Below are 21,344 nucleotides of genomic sequence, written 5' to 3'. Positions count from 1 at the left end.
GTAAATCTCATAAGGTTAAAAAATGATAAAGCTTATTTCTGTGCTGGCCGTTGTGCTGGTATTAACAGGATGTGTCTCTTCTAAAAGCTATGTTGATCCGGCGTTTGGGAGGGCTACCTACGAGGATATCAAGCCGGTTGAAGAAAAGTATAACACCAAAATAAACGTTGAATTTCAAAGAAACGGTGTCCTGCTTCCTGCGGCTTATCAGGAAGTTCGCGGACACGTAGAGAGAATTCTTCGTGCCTCTGGCGTTGTTGTTCCTTCGAAGGAAGACTCAGATGTGACGCTGTCTGTAACCGTCAATAATATTGGTGATGTTGGTCAGGCTGCGATGAAAGGATTCGGGACAGGGCTTACCTTGGGCGCGGCTGGATCGACTGTAACTGACCACTACGAAGTATCTATCGTCTACTCAGACGGTAACGGCGAAGATATGACGAAGAAGTACCAGCATGCATTACATACCACAATCGGCAATAGCGATGCGCCATTTGAAAATGTTCAACCAACGACTATGGCCGATGGATTCGGTCGCATTGTGGAGCAAGTTCTTTTGAACTTTATCCAAGAGATGCAAACAGAAGGAAAACTGACCATGATGTCTAGCGGAAAAGATTCAGAATATAATATTTAAAGCTAAACAGCTCGGTGAAGAAGAGGGTCCTCTGAATTACTCGAGTAGACTCTCTTTTTTGTTTGGCATTAACCCCCTACACGAATTGAAGTGAGACTTGGCGCTATGATTCCTCCAGTATTTGAAGTCACCGCAATCGGAAAAGGCTCCCTTTTCGTTATGCCACGACCGTCTTCAGAGTGGTTGGAGGATGACGTCAGATACTTTGCCAAGCTGGGAATCACAAAGGTTTTGTCGCTGATGGAAGTTCAGGAAGCCTCTGAGCTTGGACTGGCCAAGGAAAAGGCGGTATTACAACAGTATGGGATTGAGTTCCTCAACTTCCCTATCCGGGATCGGGGTTTACCAAAAACCGCTGCATTGTCAGATTTGGTCGATGCTCTTTACCTGGAGGTTTCGTCCGGGCAGGTCCTCGCCATTCATTGTCGGGCAGGCATTGGCCGAACTGGAATACTGGCAAGCTGTCTTTTGATCAAAGATCAATACAACGCTCAAACAGCGATAGATATGATCTCTTCAGCTCGTGGTATCAGCATTCCGGATACTCAGGAACAGTATGATTTTATTTGTGATTTTGAGGCTGGTAAATTGAGCTGATCCAGGGCTCAACCGTAACTTCCTTATGGCAAACGATTTTGGCGTCATTGCAGATTACTATCTCATTGGTATCCAGTTGGGAATCCTAAACTATGAGCAGGCGATTTCATGGGCAGAGGGCGTCGTTGAGGAACAGAAGGAGCCTCCCGTCGAAATCATCGAAGTAGCACTGAGTCAGCCAAAAGGGCGCAATGGTGTAATGGATGCATTAAGAGACGTTGAAGGAGAGAGAAATCTTCAATGGTCTGGTGCAATGCTGCTCTCAGATATACTTCAACGGTTAGTAGCAGATGGTGATCTTCAATCTTTGATCAAAATGGCAATAGGTGTTTCCTGCTTAACCAAGTTACCCGATGATTTCTATTGGGAACTTGATCGAATTGACGATGAATTTTCGTTGGTTGAACAAGGTGTTCTTTTTTCTATGGATGATTGCCGGAAAAGGCTGCATGATACTTTATCTACGTACCTGGAACAGGTTTCTATTTAAATAAGCCGTGTGTAGAAGGCGTTATTCTGGACGGCTGCAGGACGGTTGTTGCTTTTCTTTCCTCTGACGAGTATATATCCCGGAAATCCCGCTTTTTCAAGAAAAGGTCCCTTGGTGATTATCTACCGCAAAACCTCTGCCAATGAACTCGATCAACTAAAGGAACTTCTATGGAAAGAAGGGCCCAATGAATGGAATTATCTGACCGAAGAAGGGGTTGAGGACGAGTTCTCTCTTGTTCGGGATGGCATGGCTTCGGCCTATATAGCTTTGGACCAAGACCAGGTGATTGGTCTGGCGGTGCTGATCGATGGTGATGCCAGTCCGCAATACCTGAGAAAGTATGGTCCGATTGAAGACATGTGCTTTATTGGGGATGTGGTCGTCAGTGCGGATTATTCAGGGCAGGGTATTGCCACAAGATTGTTGAATCATTGTATTGAGGATGCCCGCAATAACGGTTTGAAAACCGTTTTGATTGAAAGACATGAAGAAAACCTGGCGTCAGCGGGTATGATGAGAAAGGCTGGCTTTTCTCTGATCGATACCTTCTATGATCCGGATCGAAGGGAAGCGGGATCGAGAAATACGGTTATTCTTGAGCGGAAGACCAACTAACGAAACGCACTTGGGGGGAACTCAACCCCTAGCTCAATTATGCCCTTTACACCTGTTCATACGCTGGCAATCATGCCTTTCTATTTCTGGTTCAGAAAGTTGCCTTTGGCTGCCCTTGCGATTGGCGCTATGATTCCGGATTTTCCGATGTTCATTCCTGTTGGAAGTTATTGGTTCTCCCATTCCCTGATAGGGCTTTTTCTTTATTGCCTGCCGGCGGGGCTTATCGCTTTTATGCTATTTGAAAGTCTCGGTAAGCAGTTCATTATTGATAACAGTCCGAATTACCTGCAGTCCCGGCTGCAGTGCTATCGTAATACCATGCCGATGGGGGCTAAAACTTTTCTTTATGCTGGCGCAGCTATTATCACTGGAGCCATTACCCATATTGTGTGGGATGGCTTTACTCATAAAGGTGGCTGGGGCGTTGAGTGGTTGTCGGTCCTGCAACAGAGAGTTGAATTTTTGGGTTACAAAGTTCCCTATTTCAAGGTTCTTCAGCATGGTAGTACCCTCTTCGGTGGACTGTTGCTACTCTTACTTTGCTGGCGTATGTTGCAAAAAATGCCTCCTGTTGAAACAGTGGACGGTGTTGGTTTTTCCAGTAAAGCTGTCGCTTTCATCGTACTGAGCTTTTTGGCTGTGCCGGTTGTAATATTCCTCTTCCAACTTTTGGGCCAGTCTTCTGGGTTAGGTGAGATATTAGGGCGTACGATCAAGCAATCCATCAGTGGTGGCCTGACTTTGTTGCTCTTCTATTCGCTGATTTTTAAGTTTTGGATAACCCGAAGAACTTATTTCTGTAAAAAGGGGTGAGCAATGATTATCGGAGAGAGTTAAGTCTTTCCGTAAGGATCACTACCTATCTGCATTACGAATTCGCCTAATTGAATAAGTCCGGCGCCATTTTAGAATGCTCTCTCAATGATCGGGCAGAGCATTGATAACGAAAAACGTGAGCAAAGCTTTTCAGAGGCTCTCTAAATCAACCCGATAAAACTTTCCAATTATCCAAACCCGCTGCCTGCCTCTATTGTGACCTCTCAAAACTAAATGCCATTTAATGGACCGCGCTGTGAACTTTTCCGCTTGGATGAGTTCTATAGTGTTTTTGATGTAAGCGCTTGTGGATGAATTTTCCAACATTGTGTTTGATTTCAATAGATTGAGTGTCGTGGCATTCGATCAAATGCTATGAAGGTAAATTTGTTCAGGCAACATAATCACAGGAAATCGTAATAGGAAGTAGTATGGCCAAAAAAATACCTCTGGGAGACAAGCTTTACCTGTTTACTGACAACACCGGAATGATGGCAGAAAATCTGCTGATCACCTCACATGGGGGGTATATCCCACGTCCGGATTTTGGAAAACAGACTGGTCGGGCTCGCCAGGTTCCCGGGCTTGGAGGTTGGATTGGTGTTCCTGAATGGACGCAGCTCTATCTCTACGGACCTCATACCAAGACACTTCTGGACCCTGGGCTGGGTAATGTTATCAACGGCAAAACCAAGTTTCTGCAGCGCTTGCAGCGTAACGAAAAGATCAGAAACTATAGTCTCTCCAAATATCAGAGTGAAGATATGGGCGAGACCTACGACACCATCAGCCGGGATATCGACGCTAACCGAACGTTTATCAATCTTCGGCAGGAAGCGATCGACAGTGGTGATGAGTCAATGATGGCGTATGTTCAGCGCATTTGCCCAAATCCTTTCCCGAAGTTTGACGTATTGACGGTTCGTAATCGCAAACTGATGACTGGGGTGAATCTCAAACACGTTCTGGATATGCTTGCCAGCACGGGCTACAAATACAGCAATATTCATTGCGTTTTCTGCCGTTCCCGAATGATTGGATCCAGTGGTAGCTGGGATGCCAAAACCAATCCCTGATATTTCGATTCATTAATTAAAAAAAGGAGCATAGGTGCCGTATCTGCTTCAGGAGGCGGCACCTGGTTAGGATTTATTTCTCGGAAAGGGAGCCGATGAAGTACTTATTACTGATGATGGTGGCCGCCGTTGCCTCTGCCAGTTCTTTTATTGTCCACGTTGCCACTGTTGAATGGCTTCCCGCCTGGATTGGCAACCAGATGCAAGGCATTGGAGTACAGCCTTCCTGGGATATTCGTTATATTGCGGGGCTCACGTCTATCGAATATGGTCTTGCTGCCAGTGCGTTTTATCTTCTGGCTCGCGATAAGTTGATATTAATGGGGAGGTTCAAGACCTCATTGCTATTTGCCACATTGTTGGCGGCCATTCATGGGGCTTTGCTGCGACAGCCGATTATGGACTACGTTATTGGAAACCCTCTTTTGGTTGTCCTGGTACAGAATAGTTTCCAATGGTTGGTTTGGTTGCTGATGTCCTTTCTTGTCATTTACGGAGTTGAAATAGTGATGGATAGAAAACTTTTCTGCTAAATCGCTCAAGTAGATTGGACAGCCTTGACCACTTAGATAATTGATTTCGTCCAGATGCACATTAACAGGGTAAACATAGACGAGTCACCCTGATCATCACGAATTGAGCCGGTTTTTCATCAATCCTGATAAGAGTGCCTATACTTTAGTAAAGGAGAGATTCATAGGGTCTCTTCAAATAAATGCGGGTACTCATACGGAGAGGTCATGAAAAAAAGACTGACTGAAATTCTGTTGATGATGAGTTTAAGTTTTTTAACCGCAGTATCAAGTGCAGAAGTAAACCAAGCGAGCTCAACCGAGTTAAGGCGGATGCTTTTTTCGCTCAAGTCTTCAGAATTGGGAGTAAACCCCCGGAACTTTCCGTTTTTTGTATGGGGAGTCGTGATGGAGACTGGGCTGACGGACGGAGACTATTACACCCTCGCGGTGCTGGCGGATGGTACTGTCAGTCTCTATGTTAGTAACGGTGGCGGTATTATCGGGGCGGGGTCTCATGAAAGTGTTCGCAGTTCCGCTGGCCGATTTCTGGTCTATTCAGAAGAATTTTTCGATAGGGGAGAGGTAACAACCTCATATCCACCACCCAGTGATAATCAGGTGAATTTTTATTTCTTGACGGATGAAGGAAATTACATGTATTCATCGCCCACCGTTGCGTTAAGTGAAGGCGAAGATCCGCTTTCACTGTTGTTTCTTGCGGGGCACTCTGTGATATCAGAGTTGAGTGAGGTCGCAGAGTAATCCGCTGTTCAGGACTTACTGATGGATATCGAAAAAAAATTTAACTACTGGGGGATAGAGCTCGATCGTGAGTTTACGCCACCCAAAGAGTACAAACTCGAACGCTCCAGAATTATGTATATCGAAAATAAATCGTCAGGCTTGGAGGGGGAAGCTCGCATCGGCCGGGTATATTTTTCTAAAACTGGAAAAACTCTCTATTACCGGGGATTAAAATTTCAGAGTTTAAAAGGCTCCGGATTTAAAGCGAACTACTTTGAAGTCGATAGCCGGGATGAGTACTGGATTTCCGGGCCGCGGAAAGACCAGAACAATCGACTCTACGGCGGTAACCGTGGCGTGGAAATTGACAGTGATATCGAAGAAGAATATCGAGCATTGATTAATTCGACGTGACAAGTACGCTCTTGATTGCGATTTGTTGATAGCCTTTCTATTAAAAAAGCCCAAGCCAATGTTTGGCCTGGGCTTTTCTTTGATGCTAATAGACTCACTTAGCCCATAAGCTATCTGACAGTGATTTCATCAATCGCGTACCAGCGTCCATAGTTACCGTAGCGCATGGTAATCAGGATGTACTGGGAGGTTTCCTGTAGTGGGATATCCGCAGCACCCCAACGATATTGACGCACTTGCTCGGCAGGTACCCAACGACCGTTTTCCATAACCCAGATATCATAGGCGCCGGCGTAGTTACTGCCATCCCAGTGAATGGTCATGCCGGAGATATTGCGAGTGCTGCCAAGATCCAGCATCACCCATTCCTGGCGATAACTGTTGTAGATGGTAGAAGACACCCATGGAGTCGACATGGAACCATCGTGAAGGTTGGCGGGTTGATATGCCTGGCTATAAGAGCTGGACGCCTGGGCGCTGGATACGGACACCGGGCCACCGGTATCGCCGCCGTCATCACCACCATCGTCGCCGCCATCGTCACTACCATCATCGCCCCCGTCGTCTCCTCCATCATCACATGGAGTCCAGCGGCCGTTCACTTTCACTGCATCGAATGATTCATGAATGGAAGTCCATTCCTGTGAACATTGGCCGAACAGGGCTTCTGCGGACTGTGCTAAACGGTTTCGGGCAGATTCAAAGTTTGTGGATGCGGTGAACAGGTTGGTGTTGGCGTGATAGTAAATCTTTAGCGCTTTTTCCATGCCAATGCCGGTTACCCGGTTAGTGGTTCTGCCACGAGGGTGAACGCCACCTTCTGACAGCAGGTAGAAGGCCAGGTTCATAATGCCGCTGTTCAAGTGAACGCCGCCGTTATCCTCAGAGCCGGTATAACGTGAGTCATAACTGTCACGGCTTTGGCCGTCAGCGACAGGATCACTCATATTCCGCATCATGCCACCGTTCACTGACGCGTCTTCGCCAAGCGTCCAGTTGCTGCGTTGTGGTTTTAGGCCGCCGGAAGGAGGGCTGCTCTCAGTACCACCAGAGTCCACGTAGGTTTCTGCACCGGCACCGAAAATATCGGACAATGCTTCGTTGATTGCCCCGGATTCGTTGCGGTAAGTCAGATTACTTTCACTATAGGTGACTCCGTGGGTCAGCTCGTGTGCGACGATATCAAGTGCCCCCGCCGGATTTTGCAGCATATTGCCGCCATCACCATAAACCATTTGGTTGCCATTAAAAAAAGCGTTGTCACCAGAACAGCCACCATTCGGAGTAGCGAAGAGGGCGTGCACTGTGCTGACCATTTTTTTGCCACGTCCGTCGTAGGAATCTCGTCCGAACATGTTGTCGTAGAACCAGTAGGTGTAGCCTGAGTTGTCATAGGCTGATTTGGCATGGTTATCGGAACTTGGTGATACTTCCCGTCCTGGCAGAATGCTGCTTCCCCAATTGGGATCAAAACATTGCCGGTCAATAGAGTGGACGCTACGTGACAATGAGGTGTAGATTCGAGGGAGTTTGTCGACCACCTTCCCGCTATTCGCGTCGACGAAAACTTCGTCGACCCGATACCCCTCTGTTGTGCTTGAATACTCCATGACCGAGCGCCAGGTCAGTACCGGCCCCTCACTTTCTGATACATAAATCTGCAGGCTGGGATCTTCGCGGAACTTTGGCTCGCCATAGAGATTGTCGCGCATGCCATCTACAGCTTTCGAGAAGGCCACCTTTCCTGTCAATCCCGGGGTAACATCCAGTTCAATGCCAGGCTCAAACTCACCGGTGACCAGGCTGACATTGTCATTGCTGTCAGCCTGCACAACCGTTTCACGACCGTGAACTGGAACGCCGTTATATTCCTGGGTGAATTTGTAGTAAACGTTGCCTTTTTCGTCGAATTTGGAAGTCTTGAGTTCAAGATCATCTTTTTCGCCGATTTGAAGCATGTGTTTACCGCCTGCCAGAACGACTTGCTTTGCCATATTGGCGTCTTTCGCCGTCAATGGCACGTTGCCGGCTGGCTTCAGGTGGAAAGGTTTGCCAAAGCCTGATCTGGTTTCTCCTTCAAATACATTCTCCCCAGAGGCCGGCGGAGTGAAATTTGCTTCTTGCGGGTTGTAGTCTTGAACAGGTTGGTTTTCCAGACTGGCAACAAAATCTTCAACATCTTCTGGCGTTGGTGCTTTAGAGGATTGGGAGGTTTTGACGTTCGGTGCAGCGGTATTCGCCAGGGCTGATGCCGTAGGAACGGAGAAATCCTGTTCCAGGGCCTGAGCGGTGCTTTCGGCAATCTCTGCCGGCGTATCGCCGAACTGATGATATAACGTGTAGCTTCCTGTCATGGCGGCAATGACAGCTACAAGTACTTTAATTTTCACGAGTAGATTTCCTTTATGGTTTTTTAATTTTTGTGTCTTGGTTTTAGTATTCTCGTTATTGACACTGATCATCCTATAAACAGAACTGCCCTCCGGCATGTCATTGAGCGCTAACTTCCTGTCTTCTCCTGCCATAATCACGTCCGTTTACGCCAAATTGCTCACAGGCTCTAGGCAGGGCTATGCCGTGGTTTAAGCCTAATTCGTTAGGTTATTTGGTCGAGTTTTCGCCGTTCAGTTATCTGTTATATTTCGGCAATCATAGGAAGGGGGTCTGTTTTCAGGCCTGTTGAATCATTGGATATTTGATCGAGTCAGCGCTGGTATGATGATGCAGTTGAGAGAACCGTTTATTATTTCCAGTTGGGTAAACATGTGCCTCGATGCATTTGTTAAGCAGGGGCTCGATGCAAAGGCTCTTCTCCAATCCGCAGATCTTGTCGAATCTGAACTGGATTCCCCGTTACTGCCTGTCCATATAGAAAAAGTGAATCGGCTGTTTGATACGGCTGAAAAACTTTCCGGCTGCACTTGTCTGGGCATTGAAGCCGGCAAGAACATTCATCTGACAACCTTTCATGCCCTGGGATATTCTGTGATTGCCAGCCACTCGTTATGGGAAGGCTTCTCGCGGATTGTTCAGTATCACTCGGGAATTTCCAATGTAGCTCGGCTCTACATGAGGAATGAAGGCGATGAAGTCGAGCTTGGTATCGTCCGGGAGGAAACCGCAGCGGTTCATGACACTATTCTCGATGCGGCTCTCTGTACCATGATTCGGATATGCCGATTTCTCGCCCCACAGGAACCTGACTTACGACATGTTTCCCTGGGCCGTCAGAAAGATGAGGGGCATGAAAATTTCGATCGCTTCTTTCGTCGCCCTGTGCAATGGGGGAGCAGTCGTTATAGTCTGAGATTCGGTCGAAATTTTTTTCATGACCGGTTAAACACCGCCGACGCAATGCTGGCGAGTGAAAACGAGCGTCTTTGTGAATTGTACTTCGGCCGTTTGTTCAACAAACAGCTGACACAACAGGTAAGAATGATCCTGCGCAAGTCCCCAGCCAAAGATGAAATTTCCCTGCAGCATGTTGCCCAGATACTGCATTTGAGTGAGCGCTCTCTACAGAGGCGGTTAAGTCAGGAGGGTGTTTGTTTCCGGGAATTGGTGGACGAACTGCGCCAAGAGGATGCCGAACGCTATCTGAAGTCCACAACCATGTCGATATCGCAGATTGCTTTTCGCCTTGGCTTTAATGATGCGGGAAACTTTAGTCGTGCATTCAAACGATGGCACTCCTGTTCTCCAGAATCCTTTCGCCAGAACTGGCGGGGAAGCTCCGTTCTTTGAGCCGGTTCGGTTATCATCACCGAGTGCTATCATTATTTACCGCAACCTACCATCTAATTGATTCGGTTCTTTACATTGATGAGTCGTGCGCTACCTCAATACTTTATATGCATTGTGCTGATGGGGCTGACTGATTGATGTTGATCTGAATTTCCAGGGGGGGAAGATACGTACTTCAATTAAGCACCCCATACTATCTCTCAGTTTTTAGATCTCGAATACCTGAATTTTCGGTTCGCTATTCGTTGCCACGCTGGAAACCTATACATTCACCAGCGGGGGGATGGAAGGATGGTGACCAGCCCCAAGGAAAGATGTTTTGAAAAGATATTTTCTATTTCCCTTGCTTTTAGCGTTATCCCACATGGCTTTTGGATTGTCCCATGTGGTAGAGGATTCGGAGCGGCAGCGCTCGATCCCCGTTGAGATCTACGAACCGCAGCGAGTTTGTTCAACTGACAATCAATGCCCGGTAGCCATTATCAATCCGGGATACCGGGTGACGCATACCGGTTATGTCTTTCTTGCGGATGTACTGAATGAACTTGGCTTCCTGGTTGTGGCCGTGCGTCACGAACTGTCTGGTGACCCCGTACTGTCCAGAGAGGGGAATCTCTACCAGACCCGTCGTGAAAACTGGGTGCGTGGTGCCAAAAATCTGCGGGTTGTGATTCAGGATTTAGGGAGTCGATTGCCCGGAGCTGACTTTCGTCAGGTGACTTTGATTGGGCATTCCAATGGCGGAGATATTGCCTCCTGGTATGTGAAGGAGAAGGGGGATGGTGTTATTACCCTCATTACATTGGATCACAGAAGGGTTCCGCTGCCCAGGGCAAAGGACATTGCCGTATTATCTATTCGGGCCGACGATTTTGTCGCTGATAAAGGAGTGCTTCCAGATCAGTCTGAGCAGCAGCAATATGGGGATTGCGTCGTAAAAATCCCTGATTCCCGCCACAATGATATGAGTGATGATGGTCCTGAATGGCTGCATCAAAAAGTTCGCGATGTCCTGCGCAGCTACCTTCAAAAGAATGCTCGGTGTGACATGCTGAAATCAATAGTGACTGGCTGAAGCAGACCGTCACTGGCAGTGGGCAGGAAAATCGCGGCTGAATAGGGTTCGGCTTTGATATCTCCTATCTAGGTCTTTCTGATTCAGTGTGAATGCGTGAATTAACGGATATTATTCATTTGCTGGAATTCCTACTATGCATGAGATTCGGCCTGGGATGATGGCCGGTTATATTTGCCGTCTGGAAAGAATGATCTGAAAGCCTCCTGCCAGATCGGCGCCATCAATCATGACCAAACAAGTTAAGAGGATGTATGAGCGAATTGACCTGTATTGCGAAAATCATATCTAAATCAGGCTATGAGGAGTTAGTGAAAGCGGAGCTGAGTAAGATTGTGGCGCCAACCCGACAAGAGCAGGGTTGCCTGAACTATGATATGCATCTGGACAACGCAAATGGGGCGGTGTTTATGTTTCATGAAACCTGGGAGTCAGAAGCATTTTTGGATCAGCACTTAGAATCAGACCACATCAAAAACTGCTTTGACCTGATTGGCGATAAGCTTGAATCTGTTGAAATTCACCGACTGACCAAACTGAAATAGTCGCTCCACGATTAAACTTAGTTTTGTCGTGTTTGTCTTTTCATATGGATCTCCCGGGAACTATTCACAAGTTTGTCGGTCAATAAAGATATCAGTTAAACCCCATTTGCCCCGACGTTATGCTGTCTGATCGGGGCAATTTTTTAAGGGCCGTATATACCTGCCGTCAGGCGTTTTCTACCCTCCTGAGTGTTTAGGCCAGACAGCTTTCTACTCTCGCTGACTTTGAGATCATTTCTGATAGGGCAGATTTACGCTGTAACAGAAAGTGCTGAAGGCGCTCTGGATAATCTTCAGATACGGCATTTATTATCGATGGCCGCGCTGACAGGTGAAGGCGCCAGGAATCCACTTTAAATGCGCCGGTCAAGAAACCAAAATTGTCGATGGTGTCAAAGGTATCGAAATATCTGAAGACAGGTCCGTATACTGCGTCGACCAGGGTGAACTGTCGGCCGGAAAAAAAAGGTCCCTCCACCACTTGCTCCAGCTGTCGAAACTTGGCTTGAATCATCTCTGAACGGTTGATAAGAGCGTTTTTGTCGGCGGCATTATAGAAACTGGCGATGTCATTCAGGATGCTGGAACCAAACTCAATCCATGATCGGTGCCGGGCTTTTTCCAAAGGACTGTCAGGGTGAAGTCTGGGGGTATAGACTTCTTCCAGATATTCGCAAATTACGGCAGATTCAAATATCGGTGTGGAATCTACCAGTAAGACCGGGGTCTTGCCCAAGGGCGATATGGCTAGAAACCAGTCGGGCTTATTCGACAGATCAATATTGACCCGTTCATAGGGAATGCCTTTTTCCTCCAGTAATATGGCGGCTCTCTGCACGTAAGGACATAAGTGGTGGCTGATCAGAGTGATTTTGCTGTTCATGCGATGACCTCATTTGAATGACAACGATTGCTAATCTATTCTTGCTATAACGCAATAGGAATAAGCAAAGTGGCAAGATATGGTTGCAGGTGTGCAGTATCGAATTAATGCGAATGATCTGGAAGTTGTCCTGGCAATTTACCGTAGCGGGACGCTTGCCGCGGCGGGCGAGAGGCTGGGGGTCGATAGCTCGACGGTGTTCCGGGCCCTGAAACGCATGGAAAAAGGCCTCGGGGTACAGCTGTTTGAACGTCGCCGCTCTGGATATCTGGCTTCTGAAGCAACGCTGGATTTGGTCAATCAAGCGGAATCGGTAGAGCTGGCACTCGAACAAGCCAACGCTTCTGTACTGGATTCCTGCCTGCAGGTGTCTGGCTCAGTCAAAATCACCACCACCGATATTCTGCTGCATGGGCTAGTGTTGCCTTTGATAGAGCCGCTGCATCGGGAGAATCCCTTGCTGAGCTTTGAATTCGACACCAGTAACCAGTTGGCGAATCTCACCAAAAAAGATGCGGACATCGCAATCAGGGCGACCCAAAGCCCGCCGGAGCATTTGGTCGGTAAGAGAATCGGCCCGATCAAAATGGCGTTATACAAGAGTAAAAAGGTGGAAGTGGCAACGCAGGAAGACGTCATTAGTGCGAATGTTCCCTGGGTTGCGCCTGATGAAGCCCTGCCGAATCATCCCTCGGTTCAATGGCGCAAGAAGCTGTATCCGCGACTAACGCCTACCTATCTGGTCGACAGCATTCTTTCTGTTCTGGAGTTTGTCAGTAAAGGGATGGGAGTGGGAGTAATCCCTGTTTTTCTGGCTCGTCAGAATAGTGACCTGGTACCGTTAACTGATGCAATTGCAGAGAGTCAAACAGACCTGTGGCTATTATCTCATCCGGAGTCCAGACATTTAGTAAGGGTTGCAACAGTCTATAGATACCTGCTTGATCACCTGGATCTTTCAGGATTTGAAGTCGGATAACTTAAGACGGGTCGGGAGACTGAAGTGGGCCGAATAAATGAACGGCAATAGAAAAGGGGCTACCGGAAACCGGTAACCCCTTGTCGTTACTGCCCGTCTAGCTGGCTATCAGCTTATGACTGGTATGCAGGTTTTGATGTTGCCAGATCGGCTGAATCTTCCGTATTGCCAGATTCGCGCTGAGCTTTACGTTTCATCCAGTAATCGGCATTTTTGATGCCGAGTTTTTCAGGGTCAAAAGTGAATTCTTTAACACCTGCTTTCTGCTGGATTTCATAGTCTTTCAGCACTTTCATGGCTGGACGACTGAGCAGGAAAATGACCAGAATGCCGACTATGTTCAGCCATGCCATCAGTCCAACACCTACATCGCCCAGTCCCCATGCCAGATCCGCTGTTTTCACCGCACCGTAGAAGGTGGATGCCATGATGGCGATCTTCAGGGCAAATGTCAGACCCGGGATATGCAGGGTACGCTTGATATATGCCACGTTCGTTTCTGCAATATAATAGTAAGCCAGAATCGTGGTGAACGAGAAGAAGAACAGAGCGAAGGCCACGAAAGGCTGACCAACACCCGGCATCACCGACTCAATAGCCGTCTGGGTGAACAATGGGCTGTTGGCTGCTGCGTCTGCTGCCAGGTTTTGTACCAGGAAGCCGTCGCCACCGTGAACGTTGTATGCACCGGTGATCAGAATCATGAACGCAGTTGCAGTACAAACGAAAAGGGTATCGATGTATACAGAGAATGCCTGTACCAGACCTTGCTGACAAGGGTGATCAACTTCTGCCGCCGCTGCAGCGTGAGGACCTGTCCCCTGACCGGCTTCATTGGAGTAGACGCCGCGCTTGACGCCCCAGCCAATCGCCGCACCGACACCTGCCATAGGCGTAAATGCGTCACCGAGAATCATGGCAAATACCTCAGGAACTTTCTCCATGTTCAGTGCCACGATCACACAGGCAATGATGATGTAGGCCAGCGCCATGAAAGGAACCACAAACTGGGCAAAGTGAGCAATACGCTTAACGCCGCCGAAAATGATGAAGCCCAGAATCAGAACCACGACGGTACCGGTAATGACCTTGGCAAAGCTCAGGTCGCCCATGCCGGTGCTGATCATTGCACCGGAACCGAAAGCGGCTTCTACCGCATTACCGATACTGTTGGACTGTACACCTGGAAGCAGCAGACCACAGGCAAGAACCGTCGCCAGAGCGAAAAGCCATGCATACCATTTCTGGCCAAGAGCTTTTTCAATGTAGTAAGCCGGGCCACCACGATATTCACCGTCTTGCTCTTCTTTGTATACCTGAGCCAGGGTGGATTCGGCGTAAGCCGTCGCAGCACCAAGGAAGGCAACCACCCACATCCAGAATACGGCACCAGGACCACCAAAACCGATGGCGGCAGCAACACCGGCAATGTTACCGGTACCGACACGTCCTGACAGAGAAACCGCCAGAGCCTGGAAAGAGGTAATACCTTTGGAAGATTCTTTACCGTTCAATAACAGGCGCCACATTTCGAAGAAATGGCGAACTTGAACGAAGCGGGTCATGATGGAGTAGAAGAGGCCGGCGCCCAGGCACAGATAAATCAGGGCCGGACTCCAGATTATACCATTGAGAAAATCAACCGCTGCTTGCACGGCTACACCTCCTGGAATATTGGCTGCAGATCAGGGATTGCAGCAGGATGAATTGATATTGTTTTTAGGGCGCCTAATACTAACCGTGATTGAAAATGAAAAGTCTCTAAATTTTCGATTCTTTTTGGGTAAAAAATCTAAAAAAAGTCCATAAATAGCAAAATGCTCTGTAAATACGTGTTTTTACTTAATGTTTTTCGGGGTTGACAAATGGTGATGGTGTTAAATCATCACTTTACTACAATGTTGGTATGCTTATGGCTTAAGGATGGTTCTGTTGAGGTCAAAGATGAGTCCCAGACAGATTCCGGGGCGGCTGTTTTTTCCAGAATCTGTGGGTTTTTGAGAACAGTTTCAGTCAACTCTGAATAGAGTCAGGCAATATCCAGGCGTTGATCTGCTTTGCAATATTGATCGTGCATCTTTCTGATGTATTCAGCTTCGACATTGACCGTAGTGCTCCCCAGGCTCATAAGGTAGCGACAGGCAGCATAAGGCTGTGAAGCTTTTTCATATCCGGAAATCCATCGCTGACGAACCGACTTTTTATGGGAGGGAGGTGGCCACTCTCCAGGTCTGGGTTTGCCTTCCTGGACATATCCAATACGCCAGGGCTTGGGTGTCAGACGCGCCCGGAAGCATTTCTGGTTTCTACACATGCGTATATAGATGGCATCGGCTTTAATTGAGGACATAAAGTCATGGGTTTCTGGGGAATCCGGCTCGAAAGTGCGATGCATCGCCAGTACACGAAGACCCGCCGGTGTACGATAAATTCGCAAATGCCAGTCCGGATGCTTTTGGGCGTAGGCTTTGACTGGCTTGAGTGCCTGTTCTTCTTTTCCTCCGCGCAAGCTCGTTTTAGCTTTATTGATAGCAATCGTCAGAGGAATCGCTGCCAGAGCGCCTCCCAGGAGCCAGATAATCAGTGTTCCGCCGGAGCTATACAGGAAGTTCAAGCCCAATACCATGATCGCCAGAGGCAGAAATACCCACCAGTAGTGTTCCAGCTCAGAGCGAGTGTCAAAATCTACATCGGCAAACAGCACGTTGGGGGTATTCATGCATAGTGCACCATAGGAGTTGCGGGTGATAATGGCCGCCTTGTGCCGACTGACGACTTCTTCCCGGATGGGAACACCCTCGCTGCCACTGTAGTCTTCCTTTCTTTCCACTCTGGTGACTTTGGCACCGGATTGAACCTGCTCAAATGCCTGCTTTAGTCGCTCAGCCGCTTTCTGTTCAGCTTGCTCCTGGCTCTCATCTGACCAACCATAACGCTTGATAGAGACTTGCCGGCCATCAACGGTTCGACTGTCTGTTGCGGTTGCCCAGTATTGGGGAATAATCAATGGGATATCTCCTTGTGTTCCCGGAGGATAATCGGTTGCTTATTGTCCTTAAAATGGTCGAAAAAACAAAGCGGCTAAAGCTAAAGTGCAGCGCCTGCGGCTGGACTTTCCCTGGAAAGTTCGTCTTAAACAACCGAGTAGGCTGTTCGTTATATTTCGAGCTCTGGGATATCCAGTACTCCCGAGGGTGCAAAGGGGGCAATGGCAAGCGTCCATTTCACGCCCCGAAGAGCCTCATTGGGTAACAGAGCATCTTCCTGAGCGGAATGTCGGCGGTATTTTCGGGACAGTTGTCGCAGGTCCTCGCAAAAAGCATCAAGCGTGGATTGGCTCATGAAGCGGAAGCTGCTTTCAAAGGCATAACCGGGGTCCAGGTTATGATCCATGACATGTCTGATGAATATTTGATTCACTTCCTTTAACTTCTGCTGTAACGGTCCCTGAAGTGACCAGCGGACCTGAGGGCCGACTTTCAGACGGAAGCGGTTATGCTCGGCCAGCTCAAGGAAATTCTGTCGATCCAGATCGCGCAGATAATAGAAGACGCACCGATCTGTTAACTGATGTCGCGACTGTATCTGATCCGGGGACTGCCTCTGTAGCAGACACAAAAGAAAGGCAAAGTGTCCGGGGTGCGTGGCCAGATACTGTTCCTGTTGAGGTGTCAGCGGAGTTGTGCTTTCCTCCTGTTGCTGGGCCACACTCATCAGGTCATAAACGCTGATGTTCAGTAAATTACATATCTGGGTCAGCCTGCTCAGAGAACAATCCTGTTCTCGGAACATTCTTTTGACAGTGGCTTCAGATATTCCCAGTTCATTCCCCAACTGCCGATAGGTCATTCCTTTGGCTTTCAGTGCCCTTCTGAGTGCCTGCATTAGCTCCCAGTTTTCGGCGCGGTGCATCTCGGTCACCTTTGATGCTGTATTAGGGGTCATATAACTAACCTTTTTGCGTGAACATTGTGCGATAAGTCTACTTAATTTAGCTTTGTTTGTGTAAGCGCGCTTCATTAATTGTTTTTACTCACCTTCACCTATTCTTCCAACAGGAGACGGCACGACTATGCGCTTGCACAATAATTTTCTTTTCAGCTTACTGAGTGTTTCTATCGGCTTTGCAAGTAATACCGCTCTGGCGGATCCCCTCCAAACAGATAGCCAGCAGGCGCCTGTGATCTCGATTAATGGGTTTGCCCAACCAGAATCAGTGGAAGCTGACAGAGCCCGGGATTATCTGTACATCAGCAACATCGCCGGCCATCCAATGAAAGAAGATGGGGTTGGTTATATCAGTCGTGTTCACCCTGATGGTACTGGTCTCGAGCTGGAGTGGGTAAGTGGGCTACATGCTCCCAAAGGTCTGGCGCTGGACGGTCAGCGTTTATATGTGGCGGACCTGCGTGAGCTGGTGGTGATCGATGTGGAAGCGGGCGTTATCATTGCGCGTTATCCCGTACCTCAGGCGAAAATGCTGAATGGTATTGAGGTCAGCCAAAGCGGTCATGTCTACGTGTCTGATTTCCTGGGGAACACAATATACCACCTTGAGGAGGGGCAACTGATCCCCTGGATTCAGGGAGAACAATTGAACACGCCCAATGGTCTCAGTATTTCCGGAGACCAGTTGACGGTTGTAACCTGGGGGGCAGGTATACAGGAAGACTTCTCCACCAAGAGCCCCGGCCAGTTTCTCAGTATCTCCCTGACCGATGGAGCGCTCTCAAAGATGAATAACAGCCCTCGGGGTAATTGGGACGGCATCGTGAGGCTTGGTGATCAGTGGCTGGTCAGTGACTGGTTGAGCGGAGAAGTGATGTCGGTAAACTTAAGCGGTAATACACGCAAGATCCTGCAACTGGAGCCGGGCAGTGCTGATTTGGGGTGGAACCCTGAGTCTGAAGTACTTTGGGTGCCGGAAATGCAGTTGGGCAGAGTGACGGGATATAAGATCGAGCTCTAACCTGTCGATATCCACCGGGAATGCGGATTGGCATTTCCCGGTGGCTTGTGTTGTTGGAGAACCGTCATCAAGGAGATCTGAGGTTAGAGTGATTGATCATCTCAGAAATTGATTATCAAACCAGTCTGGTTATCAAATCAGGTCGGTTATCAAAAACTGCCCTCTCCGGCGGCCGGGAGTTCTCCTCTTGAAATCAGATAATCGGTATATCCCTGTTCCAAAGTGGCGACACTCGAGTTGAAATATTCCTGGAGCTTGCTGATATATTTACTGGCGACGTGGTCTGATTCCAGTTGTTTCAGATAATCATAAGCTTCATAGACCGTAATAAGGTTGGATCCTGAATTCAGTTGATGTAACAGTGCCTCGGCCTGATTGAGTTGTCGGGTTTTGAGTTCTTCGCTAGGCGCCCGTTCTATTTCAATGGCATGAAGTATCAACCGAACCGCTTGTGGGACCCCATAGCTGGGCAGCCGTTGCAGAGCCTTATTATTGGCGTCCAATGCCCGCTGAAGGTAAATAGGAGATCCGCTCTCCTCATATAGAAACATGTCCGCAATGGCGATATTGGCCCAGGTGGTTGGATTGAACTCAAAATTCTCCTCGTACTTCACACGATATTGGTCCAACTTTTCGTATTCGCCAAGCTGAAAGGTCCAGCGAAACAACTCATCCAGATACTCGTTGGCAAGTGTGGTGTCCTGCAATCTGGTCACTCTGGCCAGTAATGGCGTGAGGCGGTCCAGTGCCTGTCTTCTGGCTGGTTTATATTCCTGATAGCTTTTTTTCAGGTCATCACGAATAGATGCCAGTTCCGCCCGGTAAATGGATGACTGGGCCAGCTCAACATCGGCAAACAGATTTGTCATTTTATCTTCAAGATCAACCTGTTTGCGTTCGACCAGCACCGCTTTGCTATTGATTTGCTCTTCAATACGGGACAACTCCTGCTGCAGAAATACTTTAAATTCAGCCTGATTGAGTTCGCTTTGTTTGGTTTGATGGACAATTTCCTGGTTGATGTTGGCCAGTTCAAAGTCCATGCGTTCATCCAGCTCTGAATTCAAATTGGAAGCCAGCTTCTGAGTTTCCAGCTCCAGTATTTTGCTCACCTGGGTGATACCCAGGAAGGAAAACACCAGTAGGCCGCCGCCCAGCCAGTTTCTGATCTTTGCCAACTTGGAGTTTATGTGTTCGGTAACATCATGAGTGATGTTGCGAACGGTGATATTTTCAAATTCCTGTTTGGGAATCCGATAGTATGAGGAATCGACGTCTTCGCGCAGTTGGCGGAGTTCTTCGGTCAGGCGAGCAATCTCCTTGGCCGGATCCCGCGGAGTGTTACTGTCGGTCATCACGCTTCTCCTTCCGTTAGTGAAAGGGTGAGACAGGTCAACAGCAGGCCTATCACTCGTAGTCCACTACTTGGGAATTACTTTCAATCCCTGGTCCACACTAGAAATAAAGTATAAAAATGACAAAATATCAAATTGTGCTTAATGCAATGGCATTGAAGGCCCGGAATTGGTATTTTGAGCGGCAATTCATTCGTACAACGTTGATGAGTCAGGAGATCAAAGTGGCTTCTCTTCAGGATCAACTGCTGAAAGCAGGGTTAATCGATAACAAAAAGGCCAAGCAGGTCAAACAGGAAAAGCGCAAGAAAGCCAAACAAAAGCCCAAGGGGCAGGATGAGGTGAATGAAACGGCTGAGCGCGCCCGTCAGGCACTTAAGGAGAAATCTGAGAAAGATCGTCAGATGAATCTTGAGCGTCAGAAAGAGGCGGAGCAAAAAGCATTAAAAGCTCAGGTGAAACAAATTATCGAGCAGCACCGTATTGCCCGTGAAGAAGGCGATGTTCCTTACCAGTTTGTCGACAATAACAAGATCAAGAAGATCTATGTGATTCAGGTTGTCTACGATCAACTTGTGCGTGGACAAGTGGGGATTGCCCGACTGGGAGAGTCCTATGAACTGATTCCCAGAGTCATCGCGGATAAAATCATCCAGCGTGATCCCGACGCGATGGTGAAAATGCCGGAAAAAGCCACAGATGAGCAGGCCGCCGAAGACGATCCTTATGCGGATTATCCGATTCCTGATGATTTGATGTGGTAACACCCGGTTTTGTAAAAGCCGGTAAGAGAATTAAAAGTATCAACATCGGAATGTTGGTACTTTTGACGTTGGTTGTGATGGCTTTATTAGGCATCCATTTACTTGCATCTTTTTCCTCTAGTGACCCTTTCGTTGAGGAGGTTGAAGTATATAAAGCCATAATTGATCAGCGCGTGGATACTGATTTGTCAAACCTGATATTCATGAAGGAGTCTATTTGGGGGAGCTCTCCTGATGAATACGTTGACAAATTTCAGTACGAAAATCGTGACCTATCTGAATTGAAGCGATCGTTTCACCTGGTAAACAAGCAATCCAGCAGTTTGCCTTTGCCCAACTTAGATAATTTGGCTGTTCTAACAACGGCTGAATATGTTCGTATATTTCCAGGCCAGCGTCTGTCGCTAGCCTGGAAAAAATTCTTTCTGAAATATGCCCCCGCCAAAGCTCTGGTAAGAATGTCGAGAGTCGGCTTTGACGAGGACGCCAAAAGTGCATTGGTGTACTTTACGCATGGCTGCGGCACACATTGTGGGCATGGAGAAATGATCTTATTGGAGAAAACGCTATTCGGCTGGAAAGTGATATGGATAGAAAATCTGTGGGTTTCCTGAAGTGATTAAAAGATGGGGGCTGGCCATCTTAATATCTATCAGTCTGGCTATCACTTTGACTGCCGGTCTGGTCTACCACTATTTGTCTTTGCTTCCTGATTTGGTGAAGCCTGTCAAAATCGCGGAAGCTTATGCGTTAACCGATGGAGGATCCCTCTTCGTGACCTTTATTGCGAAGGATGGGCGGAAAATTTATATTGGGATTCGGGGCGATTTATACTCCGCTAGAAAAGACTTCCCTTTGATCTACATGCGTCATCCCGAGTTGATTCCATATATTTATTCACCTGCTCCAGGAAGTGATAGCGAAAAAGAGTATCTTGATTTTCTGGCCTCCTGGATTCATGAAAACGTCGATCAGCATTTGATTAAAAAAATAAAGCGCGGAGAAATTGAGGAATTTGATCTGGAGCAGCTGCAATTTGTTGTAGTATATGAGATATATTCTCTTTTATTGGCTAGGAATTAATTCTGTAAACGGAAAAGACAGGTCAAAAAACCTATAA

General features: G+C 47.8%; 23 protein-coding genes. 17 read left to right on the top strand and 6 right to left on the bottom strand.

What is annotated here, in order from left to right:
• The first annotated feature begins 22 nt into the window (after positions 1-22).
• From F566_RS33115 to F566_RS33105, 9 genes are all read left to right on the top strand, one after another.
• Positions 23-637 carry a hypothetical protein gene (locus F566_RS33115; protein ID WP_020408001.1) on the top strand — a complete coding sequence of 205 codons (615 nt, stop codon included), beginning with the start codon at positions 23-25 and terminating at the stop codon, positions 635-637.
• A gap of 105 nt (positions 638-742) precedes the next feature.
• Positions 743-1,234: a protein-tyrosine phosphatase family protein gene (locus F566_RS0115905; RefSeq protein ID WP_020408000.1), complete on the top strand. Its 492-nt coding sequence runs from the start codon at positions 743-745 to the stop codon at positions 1,232-1,234.
• Positions 1,235-1,259: 25 nt separating this feature from the next.
• Entirely contained in the window at positions 1,260-1,724 is a 465-nt protein-coding gene (locus F566_RS0115900) for a hypothetical protein (protein WP_020407999.1), read from the top strand.
• A 114-nt stretch (positions 1,725-1,838) separates the two neighbouring features.
• Positions 1,839-2,342, top strand: a complete 504-nt coding sequence (locus tag F566_RS0115895; RefSeq protein WP_033416388.1) for a GNAT family N-acetyltransferase — start codon at positions 1,839-1,841, stop codon at positions 2,340-2,342.
• A 39-nt stretch (positions 2,343-2,381) separates the two neighbouring features.
• Entirely contained in the window at positions 2,382-3,158 is a 777-nt protein-coding gene (locus tag F566_RS0115890; protein ID WP_020407997.1) for a DUF4184 family protein, read from the top strand.
• Between the two features lie 434 nt (positions 3,159-3,592).
• Positions 3,593-4,237, top strand: a complete 645-nt coding sequence (locus tag F566_RS0115885; RefSeq protein WP_020407996.1) for a putative adhesin — start codon at positions 3,593-3,595, stop codon at positions 4,235-4,237.
• A 95-nt stretch (positions 4,238-4,332) separates the two neighbouring features.
• Complete coding sequence (locus F566_RS0115880) at positions 4,333-4,770, top strand: hypothetical protein (protein ID WP_020407995.1); 438 nt, start codon at positions 4,333-4,335, stop codon at positions 4,768-4,770.
• Positions 4,771-4,977: 207 nt separating this feature from the next.
• A complete protein-coding gene (locus F566_RS33110) occupies positions 4,978-5,514 on the top strand; it encodes a hypothetical protein (RefSeq protein WP_020407994.1) in 537 nt (178 codons plus the stop codon).
• 21 nt (positions 5,515-5,535) lie between these two features.
• Positions 5,536-5,910, top strand: coding sequence for a hypothetical protein (locus F566_RS33105; RefSeq protein ID WP_020407993.1), 375 nt, complete (start codon positions 5,536-5,538; stop codon positions 5,908-5,910).
• A 110-nt stretch (positions 5,911-6,020) separates the two neighbouring features.
• Here the strand turns inward: F566_RS33105 and F566_RS0115865 are convergent, their stop codons facing one another.
• Positions 6,021-8,300 carry a M4 family metallopeptidase gene (locus tag F566_RS0115865; protein ID WP_033416385.1) on the bottom strand — a complete coding sequence of 760 codons (2,280 nt, stop codon included), beginning with the start codon at positions 8,298-8,300 and terminating at the stop codon, positions 6,021-6,023.
• Between the two features lie 325 nt (positions 8,301-8,625).
• On the opposite strand from F566_RS0115865, the gene F566_RS0115860 reads away from it, so the two are divergent.
• The 3 genes from F566_RS0115860 (at position 8,626) to F566_RS0115850 (ending at position 11,274) form a co-directional block, all read left to right on the top strand.
• Positions 8,626-9,654 carry an AraC family transcriptional regulator gene (locus F566_RS0115860; RefSeq protein ID WP_157496820.1) on the top strand — a complete coding sequence of 343 codons (1,029 nt, stop codon included), beginning with the start codon at positions 8,626-8,628 and terminating at the stop codon, positions 9,652-9,654.
• Between the two features lie 319 nt (positions 9,655-9,973).
• Complete coding sequence (locus F566_RS0115855; protein ID WP_245555261.1) at positions 9,974-10,729, top strand: alpha/beta hydrolase; 756 nt, start codon at positions 9,974-9,976, stop codon at positions 10,727-10,729.
• Between the two features lie 254 nt (positions 10,730-10,983).
• On the top strand, positions 10,984-11,274 hold the full coding sequence (locus F566_RS0115850) for a putative quinol monooxygenase (protein WP_020407989.1): 291 nt from the start codon (positions 10,984-10,986) through the stop codon (positions 11,272-11,274).
• A 193-nt stretch (positions 11,275-11,467) separates the two neighbouring features.
• Here the strand turns inward: F566_RS0115850 and F566_RS0115845 are convergent, their stop codons facing one another.
• On the bottom strand, positions 11,468-12,157 hold the full coding sequence (locus F566_RS0115845; protein WP_020407988.1) for a glutathione S-transferase family protein: 690 nt from the start codon (positions 12,155-12,157) through the stop codon (positions 11,468-11,470).
• Positions 12,158-12,236: 79 nt separating this feature from the next.
• Here F566_RS0115845 and F566_RS0115840 point away from each other — a divergent pair, with 79 nt between their 5' ends.
• Entirely contained in the window at positions 12,237-13,136 is a 900-nt protein-coding gene (locus tag F566_RS0115840) for a LysR family transcriptional regulator (RefSeq protein ID WP_020407987.1), read from the top strand.
• Between the two features lie 113 nt (positions 13,137-13,249).
• Here F566_RS0115840 and F566_RS0115835 read toward each other — a convergent pair whose 3' ends face one another.
• The 3 genes from F566_RS0115835 to F566_RS0115820 form a co-directional block, all read right to left on the bottom strand.
• Positions 13,250-14,791, bottom strand: coding sequence for an alanine/glycine:cation symporter family protein (locus F566_RS0115835; RefSeq protein WP_020407986.1), 1,542 nt, complete (start codon positions 14,789-14,791; stop codon positions 13,250-13,252).
• A gap of 374 nt (positions 14,792-15,165) precedes the next feature.
• On the bottom strand, positions 15,166-16,143 hold the full coding sequence (locus F566_RS0115825; protein ID WP_020407984.1) for a hypothetical protein: 978 nt from the start codon (positions 16,141-16,143) through the stop codon (positions 15,166-15,168).
• A 149-nt stretch (positions 16,144-16,292) separates the two neighbouring features.
• Positions 16,293-17,081 (bottom strand): helix-turn-helix domain-containing protein, encoded by a 789-nt coding sequence (locus F566_RS0115820; RefSeq protein ID WP_157496819.1) that lies wholly within the window; start codon positions 17,079-17,081, stop codon positions 16,293-16,295.
• Between the two features lie 127 nt (positions 17,082-17,208).
• On the opposite strand from F566_RS0115820, the gene F566_RS0115815 reads away from it, so the two are divergent.
• Positions 17,209-18,105 carry an SMP-30/gluconolactonase/LRE family protein gene (locus F566_RS0115815; RefSeq protein ID WP_020407982.1) on the top strand — a complete coding sequence of 299 codons (897 nt, stop codon included), beginning with the start codon at positions 17,209-17,211 and terminating at the stop codon, positions 18,103-18,105.
• 149 nt (positions 18,106-18,254) lie between these two features.
• On the opposite strand, the gene F566_RS0115810 is transcribed toward F566_RS0115815, so the two are convergent.
• On the bottom strand, positions 18,255-19,460 hold the full coding sequence (locus F566_RS0115810) for a hypothetical protein (protein ID WP_020407981.1): 1,206 nt from the start codon (positions 19,458-19,460) through the stop codon (positions 18,255-18,257).
• Between the two features lie 119 nt (positions 19,461-19,579).
• On the opposite strand from F566_RS0115810, the gene F566_RS0115805 reads away from it, so the two are divergent.
• From F566_RS0115805 to F566_RS0115795, 3 genes are read left to right on the top strand one after another with little or no spacing between them, the layout of a single operon-like run.
• Positions 19,580-20,224, top strand: coding sequence for a DUF2058 domain-containing protein (locus F566_RS0115805; RefSeq protein WP_020407980.1), 645 nt, complete (start codon positions 19,580-19,582; stop codon positions 20,222-20,224).
• A complete protein-coding gene (locus F566_RS0115800) occupies positions 20,218-20,838 on the top strand; it encodes a hypothetical protein (protein ID WP_020407979.1) in 621 nt (206 codons plus the stop codon). Before F566_RS0115805 ends, F566_RS0115800 begins: the two co-directional genes overlap by 7 nt.
• Position 20,839: 1 nt before the next feature.
• Complete coding sequence (locus tag F566_RS0115795; protein WP_020407978.1) at positions 20,840-21,307, top strand: hypothetical protein; 468 nt, start codon at positions 20,840-20,842, stop codon at positions 21,305-21,307.
• Positions 21,308-21,344 lie beyond the last annotated feature (37 nt).

Source organism: Hahella ganghwensis DSM 17046 (genome assembly GCF_000376785.1).
Classification (GTDB): Bacteria; Pseudomonadota; Gammaproteobacteria; order Pseudomonadales; family Oleiphilaceae; genus Hahella; species Hahella ganghwensis.
This window is presented reverse-complemented; position numbering and strand designations above follow the sequence as displayed.